Annotated in this window: 18 protein-coding genes; 13 read left to right on the top strand and 5 right to left on the bottom strand. The window is 45.4% G+C overall.

Features of this window, described 5'->3' with window-relative positions; all coding sequences use genetic code 11:
- Positions 1-19 precede the first annotated feature (19 nt).
- From AAC033_RS02405 to dinB, 7 genes are all read left to right on the top strand, one after another.
- Positions 20-748, top strand: a complete 729-nt coding sequence (locus tag AAC033_RS02405; protein WP_339734988.1) for a phosphatidate cytidylyltransferase — start codon at positions 20-22, stop codon at positions 746-748.
- Positions 749-758: 10 nt separating this feature from the next.
- On the top strand, positions 759-1433 hold the full coding sequence (locus tag AAC033_RS02400; RefSeq protein WP_339734986.1) for a phosphatidate cytidylyltransferase: 675 nt from the start codon (positions 759-761) through the stop codon (positions 1431-1433).
- A gap of 67 nt (positions 1434-1500) precedes the next feature.
- Positions 1501-2610: an SDR family oxidoreductase gene (locus tag AAC033_RS02395; RefSeq protein ID WP_339734984.1), complete on the top strand. Its 1110-nt coding sequence runs from the start codon at positions 1501-1503 to the stop codon at positions 2608-2610.
- Positions 2611-2688: 78 nt separating this feature from the next.
- Positions 2689-3276 carry a CDP-alcohol phosphatidyltransferase family protein gene (locus tag AAC033_RS02390; protein WP_339734982.1) on the top strand — a complete coding sequence of 196 codons (588 nt, stop codon included), beginning with the start codon at positions 2689-2691 and terminating at the stop codon, positions 3274-3276.
- A 42-nt stretch (positions 3277-3318) separates the two neighbouring features.
- Positions 3319-4113 carry an SDR family oxidoreductase gene (locus AAC033_RS02385; RefSeq protein ID WP_339734980.1) on the top strand — a complete coding sequence of 265 codons (795 nt, stop codon included), beginning with the start codon at positions 3319-3321 and terminating at the stop codon, positions 4111-4113.
- A gap of 31 nt (positions 4114-4144) precedes the next feature.
- Positions 4145-5200 (top strand): VOC family protein, encoded by a 1056-nt coding sequence (locus tag AAC033_RS02380; protein WP_339734978.1) that lies wholly within the window; start codon positions 4145-4147, stop codon positions 5198-5200.
- A 141-nt stretch (positions 5201-5341) separates the two neighbouring features.
- The gene (dinB, locus tag AAC033_RS02375) at positions 5342-6415 is read left to right on the top strand and encodes a DNA polymerase IV (protein ID WP_339734976.1); all 1074 of its coding nucleotides are present in this window, start codon (positions 5342-5344) and stop codon (positions 6413-6415) included.
- Positions 6416-6639: 224 nt separating this feature from the next.
- On the opposite strand, the gene AAC033_RS02370 is transcribed toward dinB, so the two are convergent.
- The 5 genes from AAC033_RS02370 to AAC033_RS02350 form a co-directional block, all read right to left on the bottom strand.
- Complete coding sequence (locus tag AAC033_RS02370) at positions 6640-9918, bottom strand: PAS domain S-box protein (RefSeq protein WP_339734974.1); 3279 nt, start codon at positions 9916-9918, stop codon at positions 6640-6642.
- A 127-nt stretch (positions 9919-10045) separates the two neighbouring features.
- Complete coding sequence (locus AAC033_RS02365; RefSeq protein ID WP_339734972.1) at positions 10046-11218, bottom strand: TolC family protein; 1173 nt, start codon at positions 11216-11218, stop codon at positions 10046-10048.
- Positions 11215-14313: an efflux RND transporter permease subunit gene (locus AAC033_RS02360; protein WP_339734970.1), complete on the bottom strand. Its 3099-nt coding sequence runs from the start codon at positions 14311-14313 to the stop codon at positions 11215-11217. Before AAC033_RS02360 ends, AAC033_RS02365 begins: the two co-directional genes overlap by 4 nt.
- Positions 14314-14325: 12 nt before the next feature.
- Positions 14326-15531: an efflux RND transporter periplasmic adaptor subunit gene (locus AAC033_RS02355; protein WP_339734968.1), complete on the bottom strand. Its 1206-nt coding sequence runs from the start codon at positions 15529-15531 to the stop codon at positions 14326-14328.
- A 72-nt stretch (positions 15532-15603) separates the two neighbouring features.
- Entirely contained in the window at positions 15604-16023 is a 420-nt protein-coding gene (locus AAC033_RS02350) for a hypothetical protein (protein WP_339734965.1), read from the bottom strand.
- 596 nt (positions 16024-16619) lie between these two features.
- Here AAC033_RS02350 and AAC033_RS02345 point away from each other — a divergent pair.
- The 6 genes from AAC033_RS02345 (at position 16620) to AAC033_RS02320 (ending at position 22518) form a co-directional block, all read left to right on the top strand.
- A complete protein-coding gene (locus AAC033_RS02345; protein ID WP_339734963.1) occupies positions 16620-16850 on the top strand; it encodes a DUF2061 domain-containing protein in 231 nt (76 codons plus the stop codon).
- A 5-nt stretch (positions 16851-16855) separates the two neighbouring features.
- Complete coding sequence (locus tag AAC033_RS02340) at positions 16856-17314, top strand: bifunctional precorrin-2 dehydrogenase/sirohydrochlorin ferrochelatase (RefSeq protein WP_339734961.1); 459 nt, start codon at positions 16856-16858, stop codon at positions 17312-17314.
- A 5-nt stretch (positions 17315-17319) separates the two neighbouring features.
- A complete protein-coding gene (locus AAC033_RS02335) occupies positions 17320-19116 on the top strand; it encodes an assimilatory sulfite reductase (NADPH) flavoprotein subunit (protein ID WP_339734958.1) in 1797 nt (598 codons plus the stop codon).
- Positions 19117-19236: 120 nt separating this feature from the next.
- Complete coding sequence (gene cysI, locus AAC033_RS02330; RefSeq protein WP_339734955.1) at positions 19237-20934, top strand: assimilatory sulfite reductase (NADPH) hemoprotein subunit; 1698 nt, start codon at positions 19237-19239, stop codon at positions 20932-20934.
- A gap of 4 nt (positions 20935-20938) precedes the next feature.
- A complete protein-coding gene (locus AAC033_RS02325; protein ID WP_339734953.1) occupies positions 20939-21679 on the top strand; it encodes a uroporphyrinogen-III synthase in 741 nt (246 codons plus the stop codon).
- Positions 21680-21690: 11 nt separating this feature from the next.
- Positions 21691-22518 carry an SDR family oxidoreductase gene (locus tag AAC033_RS02320; protein WP_339734951.1) on the top strand — a complete coding sequence of 276 codons (828 nt, stop codon included), beginning with the start codon at positions 21691-21693 and terminating at the stop codon, positions 22516-22518.
- Positions 22519-22568: the final 50 nt, after the last annotated feature.

The raw sequence follows: 22568 nt of genomic DNA, 5'->3' as shown, positions 1-22568 counted from the left end.
TCTGATTAAAACCAAAAAGATGATTCAAACAATATACCTGATCATTCTCATCTATTTCTTTCTTGGCGGAATTGGTTTCTATCTTATCAATCGAAAGAAAGACTCCGCGACCGCCCGAAAAAGTTACACAAAATTCGCGACCTACTTCTTCATCATTAACCTACTGTTTTTTAGTATCGTTTTAAGACCTGTTCTGTTCAACTATCTGGCCGTCGTAATTATTATTGCTGGTCTTTTTGAGCTGCTGAAACTGTTTTGGAACGATGGATTTAAACAAAAACGGTTCTTTTTAGTTGCACTAGTTGTTTTTATTTCCCTGGCTGCTGGATTCTTTTTTTTCAGTCGACTTCAGAAAGAATTGATTTTGTTTTCGTTTTTGGTTCTGTCCATATTCGATAGTTTCAGTCAAATAACCGGGCAGCTTTGGGGAAAACAAAAGCTTTTTCCGACCGTCAGTCCGGCAAAAACAGTCGGGGGATTAATCGGGGGAGCCATTGTGGCACTTGCAAGCAGTTTGCTGCTGAGTCGGTTGTACGGAGGCACGCTTTTTATGTCGGTTTTATTGGCTGTAGGCATTGTTTTTTTTGCCTTTGCCGGTGACTTGGCCGCTTCATTTTATAAGCGAAAATTCAGGGAAAAGGATTTTGGAAATTTAATTCCCGGACATGGTGGCTTTCTTGATCGGTTCGACAGCCTGATTGCCGGAGGAGCTTGGGTCACGTTTTGTGTTTATATTCTAAATTTCTAAGAGATAGCGTATGGGGAATGTCGTTGTTTTATCATTTGTATATTTGGTCGGAATCGTTCTTTTGCTCGTATTCAACGAGATCAACTACAGGCGGCTTAAGCTAAAAGGTGAAATCACCCGTAAGTTCGCCCATTTTACGGCAACCCTGGCTGTTGTGCCGTTTCCTTACATCTTTCCATCGCATTGGTATGTTTTGGTGCTGGCCTTGCTGTTTTTTGCCGCACTCTTTATTACACAATACAGCAAGCTGCTGAAATCCATTCATGACATTAAGCGGAAATCGGTTGGAAGTTACCTGCTGCCCCTTTCAATTTATATTACATTTTTGATCGCCGACCTAATGGAAGACAAATTCCTGTTTATTTTGCCCATGTTGATTCTCGCGATTTGCGATCCCATGGCAGCCATCCTCGGTATCAATATCAAAGAATATAATGGAAGAATTAAACTATTTGGGAAAAAACTAAATAAAACATGGCTGGGGTCAGGGGCATTTTTGGTAACCAGTTTTATTGTCAGCATCATCGCACTTTATTTCCACCGGGAATTGTTCGATTTGAAAATATTTTGGCTGGCCCTATCGATTGCCATAGCTGGTACGCTGGCAGAACTGATTAGCTGGAGAGGGTCTGATAACCTTACGATTCCCTTAAGTGTGGTATTAATGTTGGTGTTGTTTCTGTAAAATTCAATTTTATGGCCTAAATTTAAGCCTAAAGACACGTGGAGACAAAAGAATAAAAATAAGAAGCATGAGAAAAATAATTATTAATGGAGCAAATGGGTATGTTGCGGCTAATTTTATCAATCAACTGCTTTTAAACGATTATGAGGTGATTGCCTTTGTCAGAGCAAACAAGCATTCGCCGGAAGAAAGGATGCATACGATGCTTGTGGAAATGAATGGCGGAGAACGGGTGGCTACCAAGAATCTGAAGGTATATGGTTATGGTTTGGATGACGAAAACCTTGCAATTCCTGTCAATGAGTTGACTCAGATTTTTGACGGGCAGGTGGATTATTTGCATTTTGCGGCCAGCTTGAAATACGACTCCCGATCGAAGACTGAAATCTTTAAAACCAACCTCAAAGGACTTGAGAATTCCATTCAGGTATTTCTAAAAAATACCGGACAAGACTCCCGATTTTTCTTTATCAGTACCGCCTATTCGTGCGGAAAATTTACCGGCCTGTTTGAAGAAAAATTTTATCCGGATGCCGAAATATCAAGTTTCAGAAATTACTATGAACAGTCGAAACGATTGGCTGAAAACATCATAAACAAATATCGGGATGAAGCCGGTTTAAACGGCTACATCTTGCGCCTGTCTCAAGTTGTCGGACACAGTGAAACGGGGGTGACCAAAACAGATTACGGAATTTTCGATTTTGCAAAACGGGTATACAGCCTGGCTAAACGCTACCCTAATAAAACAATACGGGTTGGCGTTGATCCGGATTCAACACAAAATCTGATTCCCATTGACACCGCAGTTAATTTTTTGGTGCGAACCGTGGAAACTGAACAGGTGCCGGTAGTTATGAATTTTGTGGCAAAGAATTCAATCAAGAACAGGCTGATTGCCGATAGTCTCAATGCGCTTCTGCCCATTCAAATAGTTCCTGTCAAAGGGTTGGCCAAATCCGAGATGGATGCCTTTGAACGAATCATTTCCAAAGGCATGTCATTCACCATTGGTTATGCCGAAACCAACCTGACCTTCGACACCAAGAATCTGGATTCGGTGATGGCTGGGATCAATAATGAGGTTGATGAACAGGCAATCGAAAGCATGCTTCGCTATTTTATTGTCAGCTTGTCTGACAAAAAGGGGAAGCAAAAACTGGGGTTTGCAGTTTAACTTTATCGACAGATCGAGGCGCGTTTCCAATCCCCCAGCACCTTAATAAATACATTGCAAGAATCTTAAAAACTCAAAATGAAACAAATACAAGTCAATGGGGAAAATGTCTTGAATGTTCCCAACCTGATCAGCCTTTACCGGCTTCTTGTTTTTCCAGTCATCCTGTTTATGGCGCTTACCGGTCGCGAGAGCTGGTTTGTCGTGCTTTTGTGTATCAGTTTAGTCAGCGATGTGCTTGATGGAAATATTGCACGGATCTATAAGCTTCAAACCAATTTTGGAGCAGCGCTCGACAACCTGGCCGATATTTTCACTTACGCCATGGCACTGCTTGGCTTGTTTATTTTTAAATGGACAGATATTGCTCCTCACGCGTGGTTCTTATATTTGTTTCTTTCTGTATTTGTTTTGAGTTATCTGGTGGCTTTTTACCGCTTTGGAAAAATACCCGGCTTGCACCTTTACTCTGCGGTTTCGGCCGGATACGTGCAAAGCATCTTTTTTTTCGTGCTGTTTGTTTTCGGGTTTTATCCCTGGATGTATTACCTGGCCATTGGCTGGGGAGTGATTGCTTACATCGAAAAGATTTTTGTATTGTTGAAGCTCGACGATATCCGAATCGGTGTAAAAGGCCTTTACTGGTTGATGAAGGAAGAGAACTAGCTTAAGGTGAAAATTTCTAATTGTTAAACTTAGTGTTTACCGATGAAGTGTCTTAAAGAAAAGGTGGTCTGGATCACGGGTGCATCATCCGGAATAGGAGAAGCGGTGGCTTATGCAATGGCCAGAGAGGGAGCATTTCTGGTGCTTTCGGGGCGAAACGCCGCGAAGCTCGAGGAAGTAAAAATCCGCTGCCTGCAATTCACTCCAAAATGCTGGGTTCAGGCAATGGACCTGACCGCCATCGAGCAGTTGGATGAGCTGGTCTCCGTTGTACTGGAACAAGCTGGACAGATAGATATCTTGATCAATAATGCCGGACGCAGCCAACGCTCACTGGCCCGGGAAACGCCTCTTCGGAATGACCGGGATATCATGGAGATCAATTTCTTTGGTGTGGTGGCGCTCACCAAATTGGTCTTGCCACACATGCTGAAAAGGCAGTCAGGGCACCTGGTGGTGGTGAGCAGTGTTACCGGCAAATTTGGGGTTCCCATGAGGACAGCTTATTCAGCTTCTAAGCATGCCGTTCAGGGCTATTTCGAAGCATTGCGGGCAGAGTTGGTCCATGATCATATTCAGGTTACCATTGTTTCTCCCGGGCGTATTAAAACCAACATCTCCCGAAATGCGCTGACAAAAGATGGGCAGTCATACAATAAAATGGATGACGGGCAGGCCAATGGATTGCCTGCCGATCGATGTGCTGAGCAGATTGTACGTGCGATAAAGCACGACAGAAAGGAGCTGTTGGTTGGAAAAAAGGAAATTGCTATGGTGTACATCCGACGTTTTTTGCCGGCTTTGTTTCATCGACTCATTACAAAAATCAAGAACTAGCATAAAAAGCTTCACGAAAATAGAAGATGATATGGAAAAGAATATTTGTGGCATTCAACAAGTCGGAATTGGAGTGAAAAACGCGCAAGAGGCGTGGAGATGGTATCGGGACGTATTTGGAATGGACATCAACGTGTTTGAAGATACCGCGACGGCTAAACTCATGCTGCCCTACACCAATGGACAGCAATGTGACCGCTATGCTGCCTTGGCCATGAACATGGAAGGTGGCGGTGGATTTGAAATCTGGCAGCACACCAACATCGCACCAAAACCCCCTGTTTTTGACGTTCAGTTGGGCGACACGGGTATATTCATCTGTAAAATGAAGTGCCGGAATGTTCAGAAAGCGTTTGAAGAACACCAGGCTAAAGGATTGGATATTTTGGGCAAATTGACTCGTGACCCGCAAGATCATTGGCACTATTACCTCCGCGATCCTTATAATAACATTTTTGAGGTGGTCGAAGAAGAAAATCACTATTGGAAGCAAAAGTCCGTTACCGGCGGTGTGGCCGGTGTGGTGATTGGCGTGTCGGATATGGAAGAAGCCAAAAAAGTTTATGTTGATATTCTTCGTTATGACCAAGTGGTTTTTGATGACGTCGGCCAGTTTGTTGATCTGGAGGGCCTGCCAGGCGGAGAACAAAAATACCGGCGTGTTTTATTGAAGCACAAGCCTCGAACTGGCCCGTTTAGCAAGTTGTTGGGGCCAACACAAATTGAACTAATCCAGCCAATTGACAGGCACCCCAAGAAGATTTACCAGGATCGCATCTGGGGCGAACTCGGATACATCCACCTGTGCTTCGACATTGTTGGCATGGATTTGTTAAAAGACGAATGCGAACAAAAAGGCTTTCCCTTTACCGTAAACAGCGCCGATAGTTTTGATATGGGTACTGCTGCCGGGCATTTCTCCTACATTTCCGATCCGGATGGTACACCCATTGAGTTTGTGGAGACGCATAAACTTCCAATTATAGAAAAGTTTGGCTGGTTCATGAATCTCAAGGGAAGAGACCCGAAAAAATCACTGCCCGACTGGATGGTGAGAACATTGGCTTTTAGCCGGGTTAAAGACTAACTCAACAGCGGAATAGCGACTTCCTATAGATCCGTTTGAAAGACCAGGATCTCGAAATTTTTGAGATCTTGAACGTCGAAAAAGTTAGGATCTGTAATTTTTCCTACTTTTGACTGGTTCTTGGGATCAAAGAATTAGAAAATGGAGGCACCCGCACGCAAAATCATTCACGTAGATATGGACGCGTTCTACGCATCGGTTGAGCAGCGCGACAACCCTGACTTGCGTGGTAAGCCGGTGGTGGTTGGTGGCGACTCGAACCGGGGTGTGGTAGCTGCTGCCAGCTATGAGGCACGTCGGTTTGGGGTGAAGTCGGCGATGCCGTCGGTGGTAGCCAGGCGCCGGTGTCCCGATCTGATTTTTGTGCGGGGCAACTTCGAAAAGTACAAGGCAGTGAGCCAACAGATCCGGGAGATATTTTTCGAGTACACTGATCGGGTGGAGCCGCTTTCGCTCGATGAAGCTTTTTTGGATGTGACTTTCGTTAAAAAGGGCAAACCTTCGGCTACGCTGATAGCCCGCGAAATCAAGCAGCGTATTAAGGCCGAAACCGGGCTCACGGCATCGGCCGGGGTTTCTTATTGCAAATTTCTGGCTAAGATTGCTTCGGACGAGAAAAAGCCGGATGGCTTGTTTGTAATTACACCGGCTGAGGCCGAAACGTTTATTGATAAACTGGAGGTGCGTAAATTCTTTGGCATTGGTAAGGTGACGGCTGAAAAGCTGAATCGGCAAGGCATCTACTTTGGGGCCGACCTCAAACTGCTCGGCCAGCAGGAATTGATCAGGCAGTTCGGCAAGTCAGGCCTGTACTATTTCAACATCGTTAGGGGCATTGATGACCGCCCGGTGATTTCCTCGCGCGAACGCAAGTCGCTGGGCGCTGAGCGCACCTTTGGAACCGACTATTATTTGCTGCGCGATTTGACCGAGCAAATGCTAAAAATTGAGCAGGAGCTTTGGCGGCGCTTGGAGCGGGCCCAAAAGTACGGCCGCACCTTGACGCTGAAAATTAAGTTTTCCGATTTTGAGCAAATCACCCGCAGCAAAACCCTGATTGGTAAGCTTGACTCAGAGGTTGTGTTGCACCAAACTGCCATGCAGTTGCTCAAGAATGAGGATCCTTTTGTTAAAGGTGTCCGTTTACTGGGGCTCACGATTTCCAACTTTGATGAACCACATCAGGAAGCGGTTCAGCTCACGCTGGAGTTTTGATCGGCTATGTGATTTGAGTTCCGGGTTTTGAGTCTGTCCACCCACTGGCGGATCAGGCATTCCCCTAAAAAGCCGCAAAAGGTCAGTTCCAGTCATCACAACGAATGATCAAATATCCAATCACCAATTATTAACCAACTTTTTCTGGTTCTATGTGCCTATCGTGGATTTTATGAATTTTAGTCTTTCAGAAGAACCGCTATGGCTGTAGGATTAACGAAGGACTAATGACCAATCTTTTTCACCACCCCTGGAAGTCGGAAGTAGAACGATGAGCCTTGTCTATGTTTTGATTCCACCCAGATGTCGCCCTTCAACAATTCGGCAATCTCTTTGCAGATCGCCAGTCCGAGGCCCACACCGCCGTGTCGTCGGGTGCTGGTATCGTCAACCTGTCGGAAGCGGTCAAAAATGATGTCCAGTTTATCAGGAGGAATACCAATTCCTTCATCTTCGACACAAAAAACAATGTCTTGATCTTCCACTTTGTAGGTGTACCGGATCACTCCCTTCTCGGAGTATTTAACGGCGTTACCAATGAGGTTGGTCAGCAGTTGGGTAAGCCTCGTTTTATCGGTGGTCAGTTCAATTTTCTGGCTGTCCTCCAGGAGCTGAAACTGGCTGGTTAGTTGAGGCTTTTTGTGCTTGCTCAGCTCACTTTCAAGGTAAAACTGCAAGGTTTTTTGCAAATCACTCAGGAAGAACGTTTCCGTTCGCCGTTTGACCCGACGCGACTGAAGCATGGTCAGGTTAAGAATGGATTCGATAATGGATAGCAGGTGGTTTCCACTGTTGAAAATGATCTGGCCCATTTCGATCATGTCTTTCTGGGGAACCGTGTGATCCATCAGTTGGCTAAATCCGATAATAGCGTTCAACGGCGTGCGCAGCTCGTGCGACATGGTAGCCAAAAAGGCCGATTTCAGATGGTTGGCTTGTTCTGCTTCTTCCTTGGCTTGAATCAGTTCGGCCTCGATGGCTTTTTGTTTCGTCACATTCATGGCTACTCCCCGTGAGCCGATGAATTGACCGCCTTCGAAAACAGGTCGTGCGGAGATCCGGATCCAAACCAATTGCTTGTCTTTCGTTTGAATGCGGAAGGTAAAAGGACCAATTGTTTTAGTTTCAAGAAACTTTATATGAATTTCCTGTATGCTGGCTTGATCTTCAGGAACAACAACTTCCATGAAATATTTTCCCAGGTAGCTTTCCGGTTTGAATCCGGTGACTGCTTGCACCGAAGGGCTGATGTAAGTGATCCTCCAATTGCCATCGAGCTCATAAATGACATCGTTGATATTCTCGACTAAATTCTGGTATTTTTCCTGGCTTTGCTTCAGTTCATTTAAGGCTTTCACACGGATGCTGATGTCAAGCAAGGATGCCACCGACATGCTTGTTCCGGGAATCAGGTCGACGTTGAGCAAAATCTGGTGCTGGTTGCCGTGCTTGCTAATCAGCTTGAATTCATATTGTTTGGGTGGGTTTTTCCCGGTTTCACGACGGTCCTGATGAAATTGCTGCATGCGTTTCAAATCTTCAGGTGCTATAAATTCAATCCACTTTACTTTGTTTGCCAGATCCGTTTCGGTGTACCCTGTCAATTGCATGAACATATCGTTCATCAAAATAATCTCGGAGTCCTTGTTAATAATGCACGTGGCTGTTCCGGTGTTGTTAAAAATGGCTTTGTACCAGTTTTTACTCAGTCGCAGGTCTTCCTCTTGCTGCTTGGTTTTAGTGATGTCACGAGCAATGCCCAACACGCCAATCAGCTTGCCATTTGCGTCGCGCATGGGTGTTTTAACGGTTTCCAAAAATGCCCGGTGCCCATCGCTTGCAAAGGTAACCCACTCCAGGTTAGTAGTTGGTTGATTAGCGTGCATGGCTGCCAAGTCATTTTTTCGAAAAGAATCAGCCAGTTCCTTACCCACAAAATCATAATCGGTTTTCCCAATAATTTCGGCTTCTTTGGCACCAAAGAACTGTTCAAAACGGGGATTGCAGTTCAAGTAATTGCCGTCAAGGTCTTTTAACCAGATTAAATCAGGAATGGTTTCGATAACGGTTCGCAAGTGTAAACGCTCATTGTCCAACTTGATCCGGGCATTCTTTTGTTCGGTAATATCGGTAATTATTCCCAGTACTACAGTTCCTTGTTTTAAATGCATCAGCTGACCGGACACAAGCCCGTTGCGAACTTCGCCAGATTTTAGGCGAAAATCGTATTCTTTGTTTTTGACGGCTCCTTCGGTTTTGAGCAAATGGATATATTCTTCCCGGTCTTTCAAATCAGCCCAGATTCCTATATCTAGCGTTGACATGTTCAAATACTCTTTCTTTTTCCATCCGGTAACTTGTTCAAACCGTTCGTTGGCTTCCAGTATTCTGGAATGTTCGTCAGCGGTAGAAATCAGGATCAAGGAAGAGCTGAATTGAAATGATTTCTTAAATTTTTCTTCAATTTCCACTCTTGCCGCTTCAGCATTTTTTCGGTCGGTAATATCCAATATACACCCTTCGAGGATCTCAAGTTTTCCCTCCCTATTTTTCAGGCCGATTCCTTGCTCCCAAACCCATTTTTCTTCGCCGGATTTAGTTCTGATCCGGTATTCGACGGTGAACCGTTGATCTGACTCCACTGCCGTTTGAATGGTTTTGGAAACCCGAACCAAATCGCAGGGGTGCACGAGTTGTGCATAGGATATCTTATTATTGTAAAGAATTTCCTGTGAGAGGTAGCCCGTCAATTCGACGACAGGATTACTCACGAAAAGCATCGTCCAGTTTTGGTCGTAGAGGCATCGATAAACCATCCCGTTCAAGTTGCCAATTAAATTGGTTAGCTGGCGGTTGGTTTCCTGTAACTTGAGTTCGGTCTGCCGGGTTTCAGTGATATTTGTTACGGCAACAATTACCCGGCTGTAGTCGTGCTCGAAGCCACTAATTACCGTTAGTTGTGCTGAAAAAAATGCTGTTTTCCCATGCTTCGTTTGAAAGGAAGTTTTCGAGTTCAGGTAATATTGCTTTTTCTGGATGGCATAAAAGAAATCAATGATCTGTTCGAAGGTGTTTGGATGAAGAAGTTCAAGCAGATTTTGTGCTTTCCGTGAATCAGCAAGGGTTTGGCTGACATGATTTAAGGGAGTAACTGAAATTTTTCGAAGCAAATTTTCCATCTCATCCGGCCTTGACCGGAAATAGTCCCGCAGATCAGTAATTCCTCTCCGATTTAAGGCCGAAATAAACTTAAATGCTGGTGAGAAATCTTCTTCCCAAAGCATGATCGGTTGGTTACTCTCTTTTGGCATTTCGAGTTCACTCCAATGATTTGGCTTCAATAGATTCTCCCGCGATGAGTCTCGTTTTCCTTGTTCCAAAAGAATGAGTTGCCTTGTCAGCTCCACATTTTTTTTTCTTTCAAGTTCGAGTTGTTGCCTTAGTTGGTCTATTGTCTCATCTAAATCTGCCTGTCCGTTTGTGTGTTGGGCATTCTCCCACATATCCTTCTCCTTTTTCTTTCCTTATCCCAATTCGATTCCAAAATCAGGGAGCCAAAATAGAAAGATTATTTTAATTAGCGACTAACATAAATCAAGTTTGACCAAAAAGTTTGTTGGTGATCAGCTGTTATAGCCGGAATGCCTGGAGTTTCGCCAAGGTCTGGTAATAGTTCTTTTCAATCTCCAGATAGGCATCCATGGCTTCATAATAGAAGGTCAACTCGTTGAAATACTCGATCACAGAAATTTGCCCCAGGTTCAAAGCCTTGTCCAAAAAAATATTGTTGGCCGCCTCTTCCAGAGTTGTTTCATATTCACGCCGAATACTGTCGTAGGCTGCGGCTTGCTGGTAGTGTTTGGTTGTTTCATTTAAAATCGAACTGATTCGCGCCTGGTAGCGACTTTCTTCAAACCACGCGCGGGCTTGAGCATGGCGTACCGTGTTCTTTTCTTTCCACAAGGGGATGGCAATTCCGGCCCGAACCCCGCGGTAGGTGCCTTCGGGAACTTTTTCTCCTTCGTAGGTGAGCTCCAGATTGGGCAGCCAGTCTTGCTTGCTAAGTTTGACATCCATTTCGGCAACTTTTTGCGCTTGAGTCAAATAGATAAGCTCGGGCTGGTTGGCCTGAACTTCTTCCAAAATCGCTACAAGTGGCGGTAGCTCCTCGCCGGACAGTTGAATGGCGTTTGCCTGATTCAGCGTGCCACCTGCCAGCAATTCCAGTTCTTGATGCACGCTTTCGAGTTCTTGTAACACAAGTTGGTAGGCGCTTTTGATTTTCAAATTCTGGAGCCTTGCTTTGTTCAGGTCAAGAACAGAAGTATTTCCCTGGTCGAAGTTGGTTTGATATGATTGGTAAAGCTTAGTGGAATGCTCCATTCGCCGTTGGTATTCTGCTTTCTTTTTAAGAAGAAAAGCGTAGTCGTAGAACTTTAGCTTCGCTTCCAGTAGCTTGTCTTGCCTGAAAAGCTGAAATTCCAGTTCGCTGAGTTTACTTTGGCCGGCAGCCAGTTTTTTCTTTGCCGAATACACCGTTGGAAAATCAAACGACTGGCTGATTCCATAGGTCGTTTTGGTGCCAATGACATGGTTGTTTCCAGGGAAATGACCATACTCGATGGTCGGATTGTCAGGTGTGAGCCCGGTTTGAAAGCCGGATTTTTCCGCTTCCGATAATTTTCGGGCAGCAAGCAGTTCTTTATTGTTCTGTTCCACTAGTTTTAGAAAATCGTTCACCCTTTGTTGGCCAAGGGTTGCAGTCGATATCAAACTGGAAAGGATAATCATTAGGATCTTCATAAAGCTGTTTTTTCTTCTTGTTTTTTCTGAAATAGATAGTAGATGATAGGCACCACATAGCTGTTCAGTAATGTTGAGCTCAGCAGTCCGCCTAAAATAACGATGGCCATCGGACTCTGGATTTCGTTTCCTGGCTTTTCGCCAGCCAGCGCCAGAGGGATCAGTGCCAAAGCCGCAGTCAGCGCGGTCATTAAAATCGGGTTCAGCCGGTCAGCCGATCCTTTAATGATACGATCTTGCAAGCTGTCAACTTGGTCTGTTAAGTTCTGAAATCGGGAGATGAGCAGGATGCCGTTTCGGGTAGCAATTCCAAACAAGGTGATAAAGCCTATAATGGACGGAATGCTGATGACCCCGGAAGTGAACCAGATTGCGAAGACGCCGCCAATCAGGGCGAGTGGCAGGTTGATTAGGATGATGAGTGCCAGTTTCGTGTTTTTGAATTCGACATAGAGCAGCAGGAAAATGATGAGCAATGCGCCGAGTGAGGCGATCAACAATATTCGGCTGGCCGCCGCTTCGCTTTCAAACTGGCCACCATATTCAAGGTGGTAGTTTTCCGGCAGCACGATATGTTCATCAATCCGGTCTTGAATATCGTTGACTACGCTGCGCACATCGCGATCGGCTACGTTTACGGCCACCACAATCTTACGCATCACATTTTCGCGTCCAATGGTACTGGGGCCAAAAGTCGATTGAATGTCCGCGACATAGTAAAGGGGGATTTTTTGTCCGTCGGGTGTGTCAATCAAGGCATTCCGGATGGCTTCAATCTGATCGCGGTGCGCGTCGTCAAAACGCAGCACGAGGTTAAAAGCCCTTTCATTTTCAAAAACATCGGATATTTTTTCACCTGCGAAGGCATAATCTACAAATTCCAGGAATTCATTTATTGTGATGCCGTAACGCGCCAGCATTTCCCGGTTGGGTTTGATCTGAAGCTGCGGAATCTCAATCTGCTGCTCAACGGTCAGGTCGCCAATCCCTTCCAAATCTTGAATTTCGCTGCGAATTTGGTTCGCCAGCCGAAACATTTCATTCAGGTTGGTACCGAACAGCTTGACGGCAATGTTGGTTTTTGAGCCCGAGAGCATGGCATCAATCCGGTGACTGATGGGTTGCCCCACTTCAACGGTGATTCCTTCGATGCTGTTCAGCTTTTCGCGCACTTCCCGCAAGAATGCTTCGCGCGACCGGTCGAGCAATTCGTATGGTGCATCAATCTCCGAAACATTAACGCCAAAGGCATGTTCGGCCATCTCGGCTCGCCCTGTTCGACGGGCAACGGAAGTGATTTCGGGAATGTCCAGCAACGCCTGCTCGGCCATCGTGCCCAGTTTGTTGCTTTCTTCGAGGTTGATGCCGGGCATGGTGGTGGTATTGATGGTTAGCGAACCTTCGTTGAAGGGTGGTAGAAAACTTCGTCCGAAACCGGAGATCAACAGCAACGCAACAAGGAATAAACCCACAGAAATACCAACCACGATTTTTCGGTGCCTCAAAGCGGTGCTCAGCGTTTGTGTATAGTGCTGACGTAGAAAGCGTTCGATGCGACTCCCCTGGGCTTGTTTTTGCAGGCGTTTTTCGTTGGTCAGCAGGAAACTGCTCAATACCGGAATTACGGTTAAAGCCACAAACAAAGAGGCGAACAGCGAAACGATGTAGGCAATTCCAAGCGGTTTTAGCATGCGGCCTTCCATGCCTGATAAGAAGAACAACGGCACAAAGGCAACAATGATAATCAAGGTGGCATTTAGAATCGAAGCCCGGATTTCAACCGATGCTTCGTAAATCACATTGAAATGGGGGCGTTGTTCCTCTTTCGGCCGGCCGCTGTTTTCGCGCAGGCGTTTGAAGACGTTTTCCACATCAATAATGGCGTCATCAACCAGCGAACCAATGGCAATGGTCATTCCTCCAAGGGTCATGGTATTGATGGAGATTCCCATCCACTTCATGACCAAAACAGCAACCAGTAAGGAGAGCGGAATTGCAAGCACTGAAATGATGGTGGTGCGGTAGTTCATCAGGAAAACAAAAAGGATGATGATCACGAAGATGCCGCCTTCGATCAGTGCTTTTTGAACATTGTTCACCGAGGTTTGAATGAATTGTGCCTGCTCAAAAATATCGGTGTGAATTTTGACATCCGATGGCAGGGTCTGTTTTAAATCAACCAGCGAGGTATTTATTTTCTCAGTTAGCTCCAGCGTGTTGATATTGGGCTGTTTGGTGATCGTTAGCAACACGGCCTTTTCAGCCCGGTACGATGCATCGCCTATTTTGGGAGCGGCTCCGACTTTAACGGTGGCCACATCGTTTACTTTTATAGGAGTGCCATCTTTTACTTTGATGAGGTTGTTGCCAATCTCCGCGATGTTGTTACTCCGACCCATACCGCGGATCAGGTATTCCTGCCCATGTTCGTTCAGAAAACCGCCTGATACATTTTCATTTGAAGCCTGGCACGCATCGATGAGCTCGTGAAAGGAAACTCCGTGAAATTTCATTTTTAGGGGATCGGCCAGGATCTGAAACTCTTTAAATTCGCCCCCGATAATCGCTACCTGAGCTACGCCGCCAACCGATAACAAGCGCGGGCGGATGTTCCATTCTGCCAGCGTGCGCAAATCCATTGGGGTGGTTTGGCTGGAGGTTAGGGCAATCATCATGATTTCGCCCATAATTGATGACTGTGGGGCGAGGGTAGGCGAACCAACTCCGGTTGGCATTTGGTCGGCAATGGTAGCCAGCTTTTCGCTCACAATCTGCCGGGCGTTGTAAATGTCCATGTTCCAGTCGAACTCAACCCAGACAATGGAGAAACCCATAGCTGATGAGCTTCGCACCCGACGAATGTTGGTGGCCCCATTCACCGCCGTTTCGATTGGGAAGGTGACCAGACGCTCCACTTCCTCGGGAGCCATGCCGTGTGCTTCGGTTAAAACGACAACCGTGGGTGCGTTCAGGTCAGGAAATACATCTACCTCCATTTCGGTGGTAACAAAAATGCCAGCGCCCAGTATTAGCGTAGCCATGATGAGTACCACCAGCTTATTTCGCAGCGAATATTCAATAATTTTATTCAGCATAATCGATCAGGATTAGTGTTGGTGACTTTGGGCAGGCAAGGACGTGGACATGGAAGCAAGTTTAATCAGGTAGGGGTTTTTTGTGGCTATATGATTACCCAACTCCAGCCCCCCGGTGATATGATAATTTTCGCCATCGTTGCAGTCGATCGTGAGGTAATGCTTCTCAAAGTTTTCTTCTCCTTCAGCAAAAACATAGTAGCGGCCGGCTTCTTCAAGTAAAGCCGATTTTGGTACTACGATCGCATTGGGGATGGTGACAGTTTTTAGGTAGATTTCGACAAAGGAACCGGCCATTAAATTACCCACGTTGTCCACCTCAAAGTATATCGGAGTGAAAAGCGAATTGTCGCCGGTCGATTTGCCATACGAAATCAGCCGGCCGTTCAATTCTTCCGATTTGTGCAATTTTTGATCATACGGTGTAATGAAATTAGCTGATTGGATTTTACTGAGCATGGAAAAATAGCGCTGCGGAACGTCGGCCTGTACCACGAGTCGCTTGTTTTTGGTAATTCTTATAAGTGGCTGACCGGTATTGACAAACTGCCCTTCGGTAACTAGGATTTCTTTAACAAAGCCATGGGTTGGGGCAGTTACATTTTGGCCTCCGGCGGAATAGTTTTGCCGGATAATCTCATAATTATTTTTGGCTTTTTCGAATACCATTTTTATTTCAGCCAAATTTTTGTCCGACGTAATTTTGTCTTCATTCAGCAGTCTGGCCCGCTCATAATTTGCTTTGGCGGTTTCGTAAGCTGTTTTTGCATCCAGAAAGGTCGTTTCAATGTTGTCGTGAATCAGGCTCCGACCTGAAATGGTTACCAGCTTTTCGCCTGCACTTACCGTTTCGCCCGGAAACAGGGCTTTGCTTCCAAATACCACAGCGCCATCATGCGTGGCCGTTAGCGTGATTTCATCGCCTTGCGCTGGCATGATTTTGCCGCTGGTATGAATCACTTCCTGAAAATCCTGTGGGCGAATTTCGATTACGCCATAAGTTTCATCGTGCTCCTGTTCAGCTTCATGAGCTTCTTCCTGGTGATTGTGGTTATCGTCGTTTTCATGATCATGTCCGTGATCATCACCTTCTGTATCAGTGTGCACTTGCGTCAGCTCGTCCTTATGATCATGTTCTTGCGAATCGTGGTTGTTGGTGCATGAGGTTCCAAAAAACAAACAACTCACGATAAAAAATGGGATAATAATTTTTTTCATTTCATTTGAAATTAATATTCTGGCTCAGTTGATACCGAACCAAACTCGTTGTAGAAAGATGAGGGGTGAGAATTATCCCAGCGCAGGTGGTCCGCGCGATGAAGTGTGTTTGGAGAAATCGAACGAATAGTGGTTCAACCAGGAATCAAAATAAACAACCGGACTTTTAGGAAGTACGGCCAGTTGAAGCCTTTGGCTTTCAAAAAGCGAATCGTGAACAACAATTTTCGAAAGGGGAGTGGTTGCCGAGGTTTCAAACTGGCACGATTCGCAATCTTCGTGTTGGTGCGATGTTTCGCATTGATGTCCGGTTAGGGAAACAACTTCGGAAGCCGGTTCAGCATCGCGCTCGGTATTGTTTTCATGCTCACAACTTTGCTGACAGGTCACCACATCAGTATGATGATGATGCGGGATAATGCTGTGCCCCATAATCACGAGCATGGCCATCCACACAAAAAAGCTTCCAATATGTTTGCCGGTCTTAACCATTGAATTAGATCTGATCTACAAAAATACATTTTTCATCGAAACTTGAAAGTTTTAAAGAAAATTGAGGCCAAAACCTACGGCATGTGTTGCTCAATACATACCGAAAATGTTTTTTCATGAAACGCATGACCGGTTCCAGGATTACAATTTGAAGCTGCAAGATAATTTTTACTGATAATTTGAAACTAAAAAGGCTGATTTGTAGTTGTTTATGATTATTGACGCAGATTTGATGAAAAAAAATACTTCGAAAGCTTTTGTTTTGAAAAAGATGTCGCTATTTTTGAACCGAAATGCAAGTGGAAAGCTAGGATAATTAAACAGGGCGAACCGAATGCCATCATAAGCGAAGTATAATCGGTCATTGGTGGTTGCATTAAAAATTTTGAATTAAGAATAAAGAAATGAAATTCCATACTTCTGTAAATAAAATGATGAATATGACATGTACTATGATGTGTATGTGTTGTGGACTTTTTATGCAGAAGGGGAAAAAGATATGAACTTATTATAAGTTGAAATAACATCATAGGAAAAGCCCTTCTGTAACCCAGAAGGGCTTTTTTTATGCTTTAAACTATAAACATCCGAATAAAATGAGAGATAAGGCTTATCGCAGTGTAGTTAAAACAATTTCGTGGAGGACTGTTGGAACCCTGGATACCATCATGATTGCATGGTTGGTAATTGGAAAATTGGAATTTGCGGTTACCATTGGTGGTATTGAATTGTTTACTAAAATGGTACTCTATTATTTCCATGAACGCACCTGGAATAAAATTAAGTTTGGAAGGATGAACGATTCGGACATTGAATATCAAATCTAGCAGAAATGGAAAAGAATTACCTGCCCATAGCGCTCAATATAGCCGGCGAAAAGATCCTGATCATTGGCGGAGGACAATCGGCCTGGAGTAAGATTAAGATTTTGAAACGATTTGATGCTGATGTTGAAGTCATTGCCCTCGAGGTGTGTGATGAAATCAAAAACAGCGGTGTTCCCTATACGGTCAAGGCTTATGAGAAGTCGGACTTGAAAGGCTTTCTGATGTTTTATTCATGTACCAACAACCCGGAGCTGGATGCTCACATTGCCCGCGACGGCAAGGAAGTGGGCATACTGGTAAATATTCACGACCAGCCGGCCTTGTGTCAGTTTGTATCGCCGGCCATCTATCAGAATGGTGATATTCGTGTAGCGGTCAGTTCCAATGCCAAAGATGTTTATGCCTCGATCCGCATTCGGAATGAGATTAAAGAATTTTTAGAAACCAAAACACATAAAGATTAGACGAGATGAGTATTCAACTATCCCCCTTAAACGAAGTCCAGTTGAAAGCTTTGGAGCAATTAACCCAGGGCGCAAAGCCGGAGCAGGTCATTTGGTTGAGCGGCTATTTTCAGGGACTGGCCGGAAGTGCCACCTTGGGATCGCTCGCGGCAACTGGTGCCGGCCAATTTGATTCGGCAGCTCCCACAGAGAAATTACCACTCACCATTTTATATGGCACCCATACGGGACGAAGCGAAGCCTTAGCCAAAGCCTTGTGCGAACAAGGAAGTACACAGAATATCACTTGTCAGTTAAAGCCGATGGATGATTACAATCCTAAGCATTTGAAAGATGAAAAGAACCTTTTGGTGATTGTGAGTACCCACGGCGAAGGAGAACCGCCAGAAATGGCTGAAGATTTTCATGCGTTTATAACCGGCAAACGGGCACCCAAACTGGAGGGATTGAACTATTCTGTGCTGGCTTTAGGCGACAAAAGTTACAAACTTTTTTGCCAAACGGGTATTGACATCGATCAGGCCCTGAAAAAGGCTGGAGCAAATGAGTTGGTTCCTATCGTGATGTGCGATGTGGATTACGAAGAGGATGCCGCTAAATGGACCACGGATGTGCTGGGCGAACTGGCAAAATTTCAGCCCGAAACTCCAACGCAGGCAGTTTCTGAAGTGAGCTCGGCAAATGATGCTGAGGTTTATTCGAGAAAAAATCCGTTTCAGTCGAAAGTGCTTGATAAAGTCCGCATTACCGGTCGCGAATCCGACAAAGAAGTATATCACCTGGAACTGTCATTGGAGGGTTCGGGCATTCATTACGAACCTGGCGATGCCTTGGGAGTTATTGCTCAAAACCCACCCAAATTGGTCAAGGAAATCATCTCTACCTTAGGTGTTATCGATAATGAAGTGGTGGAGACCCGAATCGGCAAATTGCCTTTCAATGAAGCATTGGAGCATCACTACGAAATTACGCTGCTGACGCGCGATGTGATTCAGAAATATGCGGAGAAGACGGGCTCCAAAGAAGTTCAGGCTATCACTGACGATGAAGCGAAGTTGGATCATTACCTGTTCGGTCACGATGTGCTGGATTTGTTGCACGAATTTCCTGCGAAACTAACAGCTACCGAGTTTCTGGATTTGCTTCGGCCACTTCCGCCTCGTTTGTATAGTATCTCGTCCAGCCAGAAGGCTTTTGAAGATGAGGTACACATCACCGTGTCACGCGTACGTTACGAGAACAAAGGCCGGCAGCGCTATGGTGCATGTTCTACTTTTTTAGCCGACCGTTTGGACGTAGATGACGATGTGCTGATTTACATTGATAAGAACCCAAATTTTAGGCTGCCTGCCAATGGCAGTCCCATTATTATGGTTGGAGCCGGAACCGGTATCGCGCCTTACCGGGCCTTCTTGCAACAGCGCGAAACCGCTAACCAAAAGGGGAACAGCTGGCTGTTCTTTGGCGAGCGGCGCTTTTCTTCTGACTTTCTTTACCAGCTTGAATGGCAGAAGTACCTTCAAAAAGGTTTTCTCGAAAGGATTGATCTGGCTTTCTCGCGCGATCAGGAAGAGAAGGTCTACGTTCAGCATAAACTCAAAGAGCAGCAAGAAGAACTGTTTCGGTGGCTTGAAAATGGCGCCAGTTTTTATCTCTGCGGCGATATGAAGTATATGGCCAAAGATGTCCAGATTACTTTGTTGGACATCATTAAAACGCAAGGCGGAATGACGGATAAAAAAGCCCGCAGCTATTTCAAAAAGCTAAAAAAGGAAAAGCGTTTTATGGCCGACGTGTATTAAAGGATACAAAGACGTTAGAAGATTTTTGAATTTTTATTTGAACATTGATAAGTATAAAAGCGTATTGGTAGTAGGTATTAATACCAAGGGTGCTTTGAATACAAAAAAACAGTTGAGAAAATGAGCGAAACAATTGATTGGAGCAAACTGGCAGAAGTTGAAAAAATAAAATACGATAGCAATTACCTTAGGGGAACCTTGGCCGAAAGCCTGGCTGACCCGGTGACAGGAGCAATTGCTGCCGATGATACTCAGTTGTCGAAATTTCATGGAATTTATCAACAGCATGACCGTGACGTGGAAAAGGAGCGGAAACGTCAAAAACTGGAACCGGCTTTTTCCTTTTTGATTCGGGTCCGCCTCCCTGGAGGCGTGACGAGTGCAAAGCAATGGCTTCAGATGGACCGCTTGGCTGATACGCATGCCAATGGCACATTGAAGTTGACCACCCGTCAGGCTTTTCAGTTGCATGGGGTGATCAAAAAGAAACTGAAGCCTGCCATTCAGGGAATCAATGAGGCTTTGCTGGACACGATTGCTGCCTGTGGTGATGTGAACCGTAATGTGATGTCGCATGCCAACCCGGCTGAGTCGGAGCTGCATGCGGCGGTTTATGAGTTGGCCGGTGCGCTGTCGGCTCACTTGATGCCACAAACAAAAGCTTATCACGAGATTTGGTTGGATAAGGAGAAAGTGGCAGACAGCAAAACCGAGGTTGAGCCCATTTACGGCAATCGTTACCTGCCTCGGAAATTCAAAATTGGCGTGGCCATTCCTCCGTATAATGACGTGGATATCTTCTCGCAGGATTTGGGATTTATTGCTATTGAAGAAAAAGGAAAGCTGATTGGCTACAATGTAACAGCCGGAGGTGGTTTAGGCTCGACATTTGGTATTCCCGAAGCTTATCCGCGCCTTGCCGATGTCATTGGCTTTTGCACACCCGAGCAGGTGATTGAAGTGGCAGAAAAGGTCGTGCTGGTGCAGAAAGACAACGGCGACCGCACCAATCGTAAGCAAGCGCGCTTAAAATATACGATCGACCGCAACGGACTGGACTGGTTTAAAGCTGAGGTGAACAAGTATCTGGGTTACGAACTTCAACCAGCGAAACCTTTCGAGTTTACGCGTAATGGAGATCGCTACGGCTGGAAAAAAGGAACCGATGGAAGGTGGAGCCTGAACTTGTTTATTGAAGGTGGCCGGGTAAAAGATACCGAAACCCTTCAGTTAAAAAAAGCTTTGCGCGAAGTGGCCGAAAGCGTAGGCGATGCACAGTTTATCCTGACCGGCAATCAGAACTTGATTATTGGTAACACCAGTGAAAAAGAAAAAGTGAACCGCATTTTGAAAACATATGGCGTGTGGCCGGTTCAACTGTCTGGGTTACGGCAAAATTCAATTGCCTGTGTGGCCTTGAATACTTGCGGGCTAGCCTTTGCCGAGGCTGAACGCTACCTGCCCACACTGATGGAAAAAATTGAAACGATTTTGGCTGAACATGATTTGACCAAACAGGAAATTGTGATTCGAATGACCGGCTGTCCTAATGGTTGCGGAAGACCTTACCTGGCCGAAATTGGTTTTATTGGAAAGTCACTTGGCCATTACAACCTCTATTTGGGAGGAAATTTCAACGGCACACGATTGAATACCCTCTACAAAGAAACACTTTCAGAAGAAGAAATACTCGCTGAATTAAGACCGATCATTGCAGACTATGCTCAGAGCAGGAATGAAGGAGAAGGTTTCGGAGATTTCGTTATTCGGAAAGAATATGTGACAGAAACAAAGCAAGGAAAAGATTTTAAACATTGAAAATATGGAACTACCGGCAATATTTATCGGAAGAAAACTATCAACGTTAACCCGAAAATGGTTGGTTAGCGAACAGATAAAATTTATTGAACAGCCATTGGTTCGGATTACCTATCGGAGACCGGATGTTCGTTTTTTCGATTCGATAGGCAACTCGGAAAAAAAATGGGTGGTCACCAGCTCTTACGCGGCTCACTGGCTCTTGCGGTTTGCCTTGAAAATAGGCATGAAAAAGGACGACTTGGTCTATTGCCTTTCCGAAAAACAAGAGCGGATTCTAACGAAATGTGGCGTAAGGGTTGTTCGCCCAAAATCGTTGAACGCCTATTCGCTGGCCGAATTGCTGGTCAATCAGAAGGATGGTGCAAAAGTGATTTACCTGCGTGGTGACAAATCTTTGAATCCGCTTCCCGAACTGCTGGATCAGAACCAGTTGGATTGGCATTCGGTTGAAGTATATAAAAATACTTCCATCGAAATCATGATGAATGAAATGTTTGACGGTTACCTGTTTTTCAGCGAAAGCGCCATCAAGAGTTACAAGGCCTCGGGTAATTTTCCGCCGCCCAAAGCACCGGTTTTGGCTAATGGAAACCGGACTGCTCAGGCGGCCTGGGCTGAATTTCCTAACTTAGTGCTCGAATCCCATGAGGAGGAAGAACTGTCGTTTGTGAAATATGCCATCCGACGAATTACCGAAAAACTAAATGAGCCGGAACCAAAACACCGGATAATCATTGAATAGACGCGAGTAGCATGAAAACAATATCGATCTTAGGTTGCGGCTGGCTGGGGTTTCCTTTAGCCGAAAAGTTATTGGCTGACGGGATCCAGGTGAAAGGTTCGGTAACGACCCGTTCGAAACTCAAGAAATTAAGTGCTGCGGGCATCGAACCATACTGCCTGTCGCTGGATGAAGAAAAAGTGCAACTCAAAGACCCGCGTTTTTTCGATACCGATTTGGTCATCGTGGCTATTCCTCCCAGGCGGGTTGATTTCATTGAGACCATTTTCCCGGCTCAAATTAAGCAGTTGGTTCGCCTGCTTGAAGAACACCGGGTGCCGCGGGTTTTATTTATTTCATCCACGTCAGTTTACAATGAATTGGGAGGAAAGGCGACCGAGGAGGATGTTTTGCTACCGGAAAAGCCATCGGGAAAAGCCTTGGTGATGGCTGAACTTCTGCTAACCCAAAACCGGAACTTCAAAACGACGGTGCTGCGCTTTGGCGGGCTGATTGGTGCCGACCGGAATCCGGCGCGCTTCCTGAGTCGTAAAGTTGATGCTGTCAGTGGCACGAAGCCTGTCAACCTCATTCATCAGGACGATTGCATCGGGATCATTTTGAAAATTATCAATCAAGAGGCATGGGGCGAAACCTTCAATGCCTGCTGTCCGGCGCATCCCACACGACAGGATTTTTATGAGCGTGCTTCGAAGGTTTCGGGCATTCCAGCTCCAGAATTCAGCGGTGAAAAGGTACCCTTTAAGCTGGTTGACAGCAGCAAACTTATCCATGTCCTGAATTATGAGTTCAAATACCCAAGCCCGCTGGATTATTTGAACTTAGTTAATGCTGAATAATGCTATTTCCGTGTCTTATTTCAGGTGTCCACTGGGGTACCTGGGTAACA

Source organism: uncultured Sunxiuqinia sp. (genome assembly GCF_963974515.1).
In the GTDB taxonomy this organism is placed as follows: domain Bacteria; phylum Bacteroidota; class Bacteroidia; order Bacteroidales; family Prolixibacteraceae; genus Sunxiuqinia.
Note: the sequence above shows the minus strand (reverse complement) of the source record. Positions and strands in the feature narration are given on the sequence as shown.

Excerpts from the sequence above, each read along its gene's own strand:
- AAC033_RS02400 (WP_339734986.1), top strand. The coding sequence starts at position 759 with ATGGGGAATGTCGTTGTTTTATCATTTGTATATTTGGTCGGAATCGTT.
- AAC033_RS02385 (WP_339734980.1), top strand. The coding sequence starts at position 3,319 with ATGAAGTGTCTTAAAGAAAAGGTGGTCTGGATCACGGGTGCATCATCC.
- AAC033_RS02365 (WP_339734972.1), bottom strand. The coding sequence starts at position 11,218 with ATGAAGATCCTAATGATTATCCTTTCCAGTTTGATATCGACTGCAACC.
- AAC033_RS02370 (WP_339734974.1), bottom strand. The coding sequence starts at position 9,918 with ATGTGGGAGAATGCCCAACACACAAACGGACAGGCAGATTTAGATGAG.
- cysI (WP_339734955.1), top strand. The coding sequence starts at position 19,237 with ATGAGCGAAACAATTGATTGGAGCAAACTGGCAGAAGTTGAAAAAATA.
- AAC033_RS02345 (WP_339734963.1), top strand. The coding sequence starts at position 16,620 with ATGAGAGATAAGGCTTATCGCAGTGTAGTTAAAACAATTTCGTGGAGG.
- AAC033_RS02350 (WP_339734965.1), bottom strand. The coding sequence starts at position 16,023 with ATGGTTAAGACCGGCAAACATATTGGAAGCTTTTTTGTGTGGATGGCC.
- AAC033_RS02360 (WP_339734970.1), bottom strand. The coding sequence starts at position 14,313 with ATGCTGAATAAAATTATTGAATATTCGCTGCGAAATAAGCTGGTGGTA.
- AAC033_RS02320 (WP_339734951.1), top strand. The coding sequence starts at position 21,691 with ATGAAAACAATATCGATCTTAGGTTGCGGCTGGCTGGGGTTTCCTTTA.
- dinB (WP_339734976.1), top strand. The coding sequence starts at position 5,342 with ATGGAGGCACCCGCACGCAAAATCATTCACGTAGATATGGACGCGTTC.
- AAC033_RS02340 (WP_339734961.1), top strand. The coding sequence starts at position 16,856 with ATGGAAAAGAATTACCTGCCCATAGCGCTCAATATAGCCGGCGAAAAG.
- AAC033_RS02325 (WP_339734953.1), top strand. The coding sequence starts at position 20,939 with ATGGAACTACCGGCAATATTTATCGGAAGAAAACTATCAACGTTAACC.
- AAC033_RS02390 (WP_339734982.1), top strand. The coding sequence starts at position 2,689 with ATGAAACAAATACAAGTCAATGGGGAAAATGTCTTGAATGTTCCCAAC.
- AAC033_RS02395 (WP_339734984.1), top strand. The coding sequence starts at position 1,501 with ATGAGAAAAATAATTATTAATGGAGCAAATGGGTATGTTGCGGCTAAT.
- AAC033_RS02380 (WP_339734978.1), top strand. The coding sequence starts at position 4,145 with ATGGAAAAGAATATTTGTGGCATTCAACAAGTCGGAATTGGAGTGAAA.
- AAC033_RS02335 (WP_339734958.1), top strand. The coding sequence starts at position 17,320 with ATGAGTATTCAACTATCCCCCTTAAACGAAGTCCAGTTGAAAGCTTTG.
- AAC033_RS02405 (WP_339734988.1), top strand. The coding sequence starts at position 20 with ATGATTCAAACAATATACCTGATCATTCTCATCTATTTCTTTCTTGGC.
- AAC033_RS02355 (WP_339734968.1), bottom strand. The coding sequence starts at position 15,531 with ATGAAAAAAATTATTATCCCATTTTTTATCGTGAGTTGTTTGTTTTTT.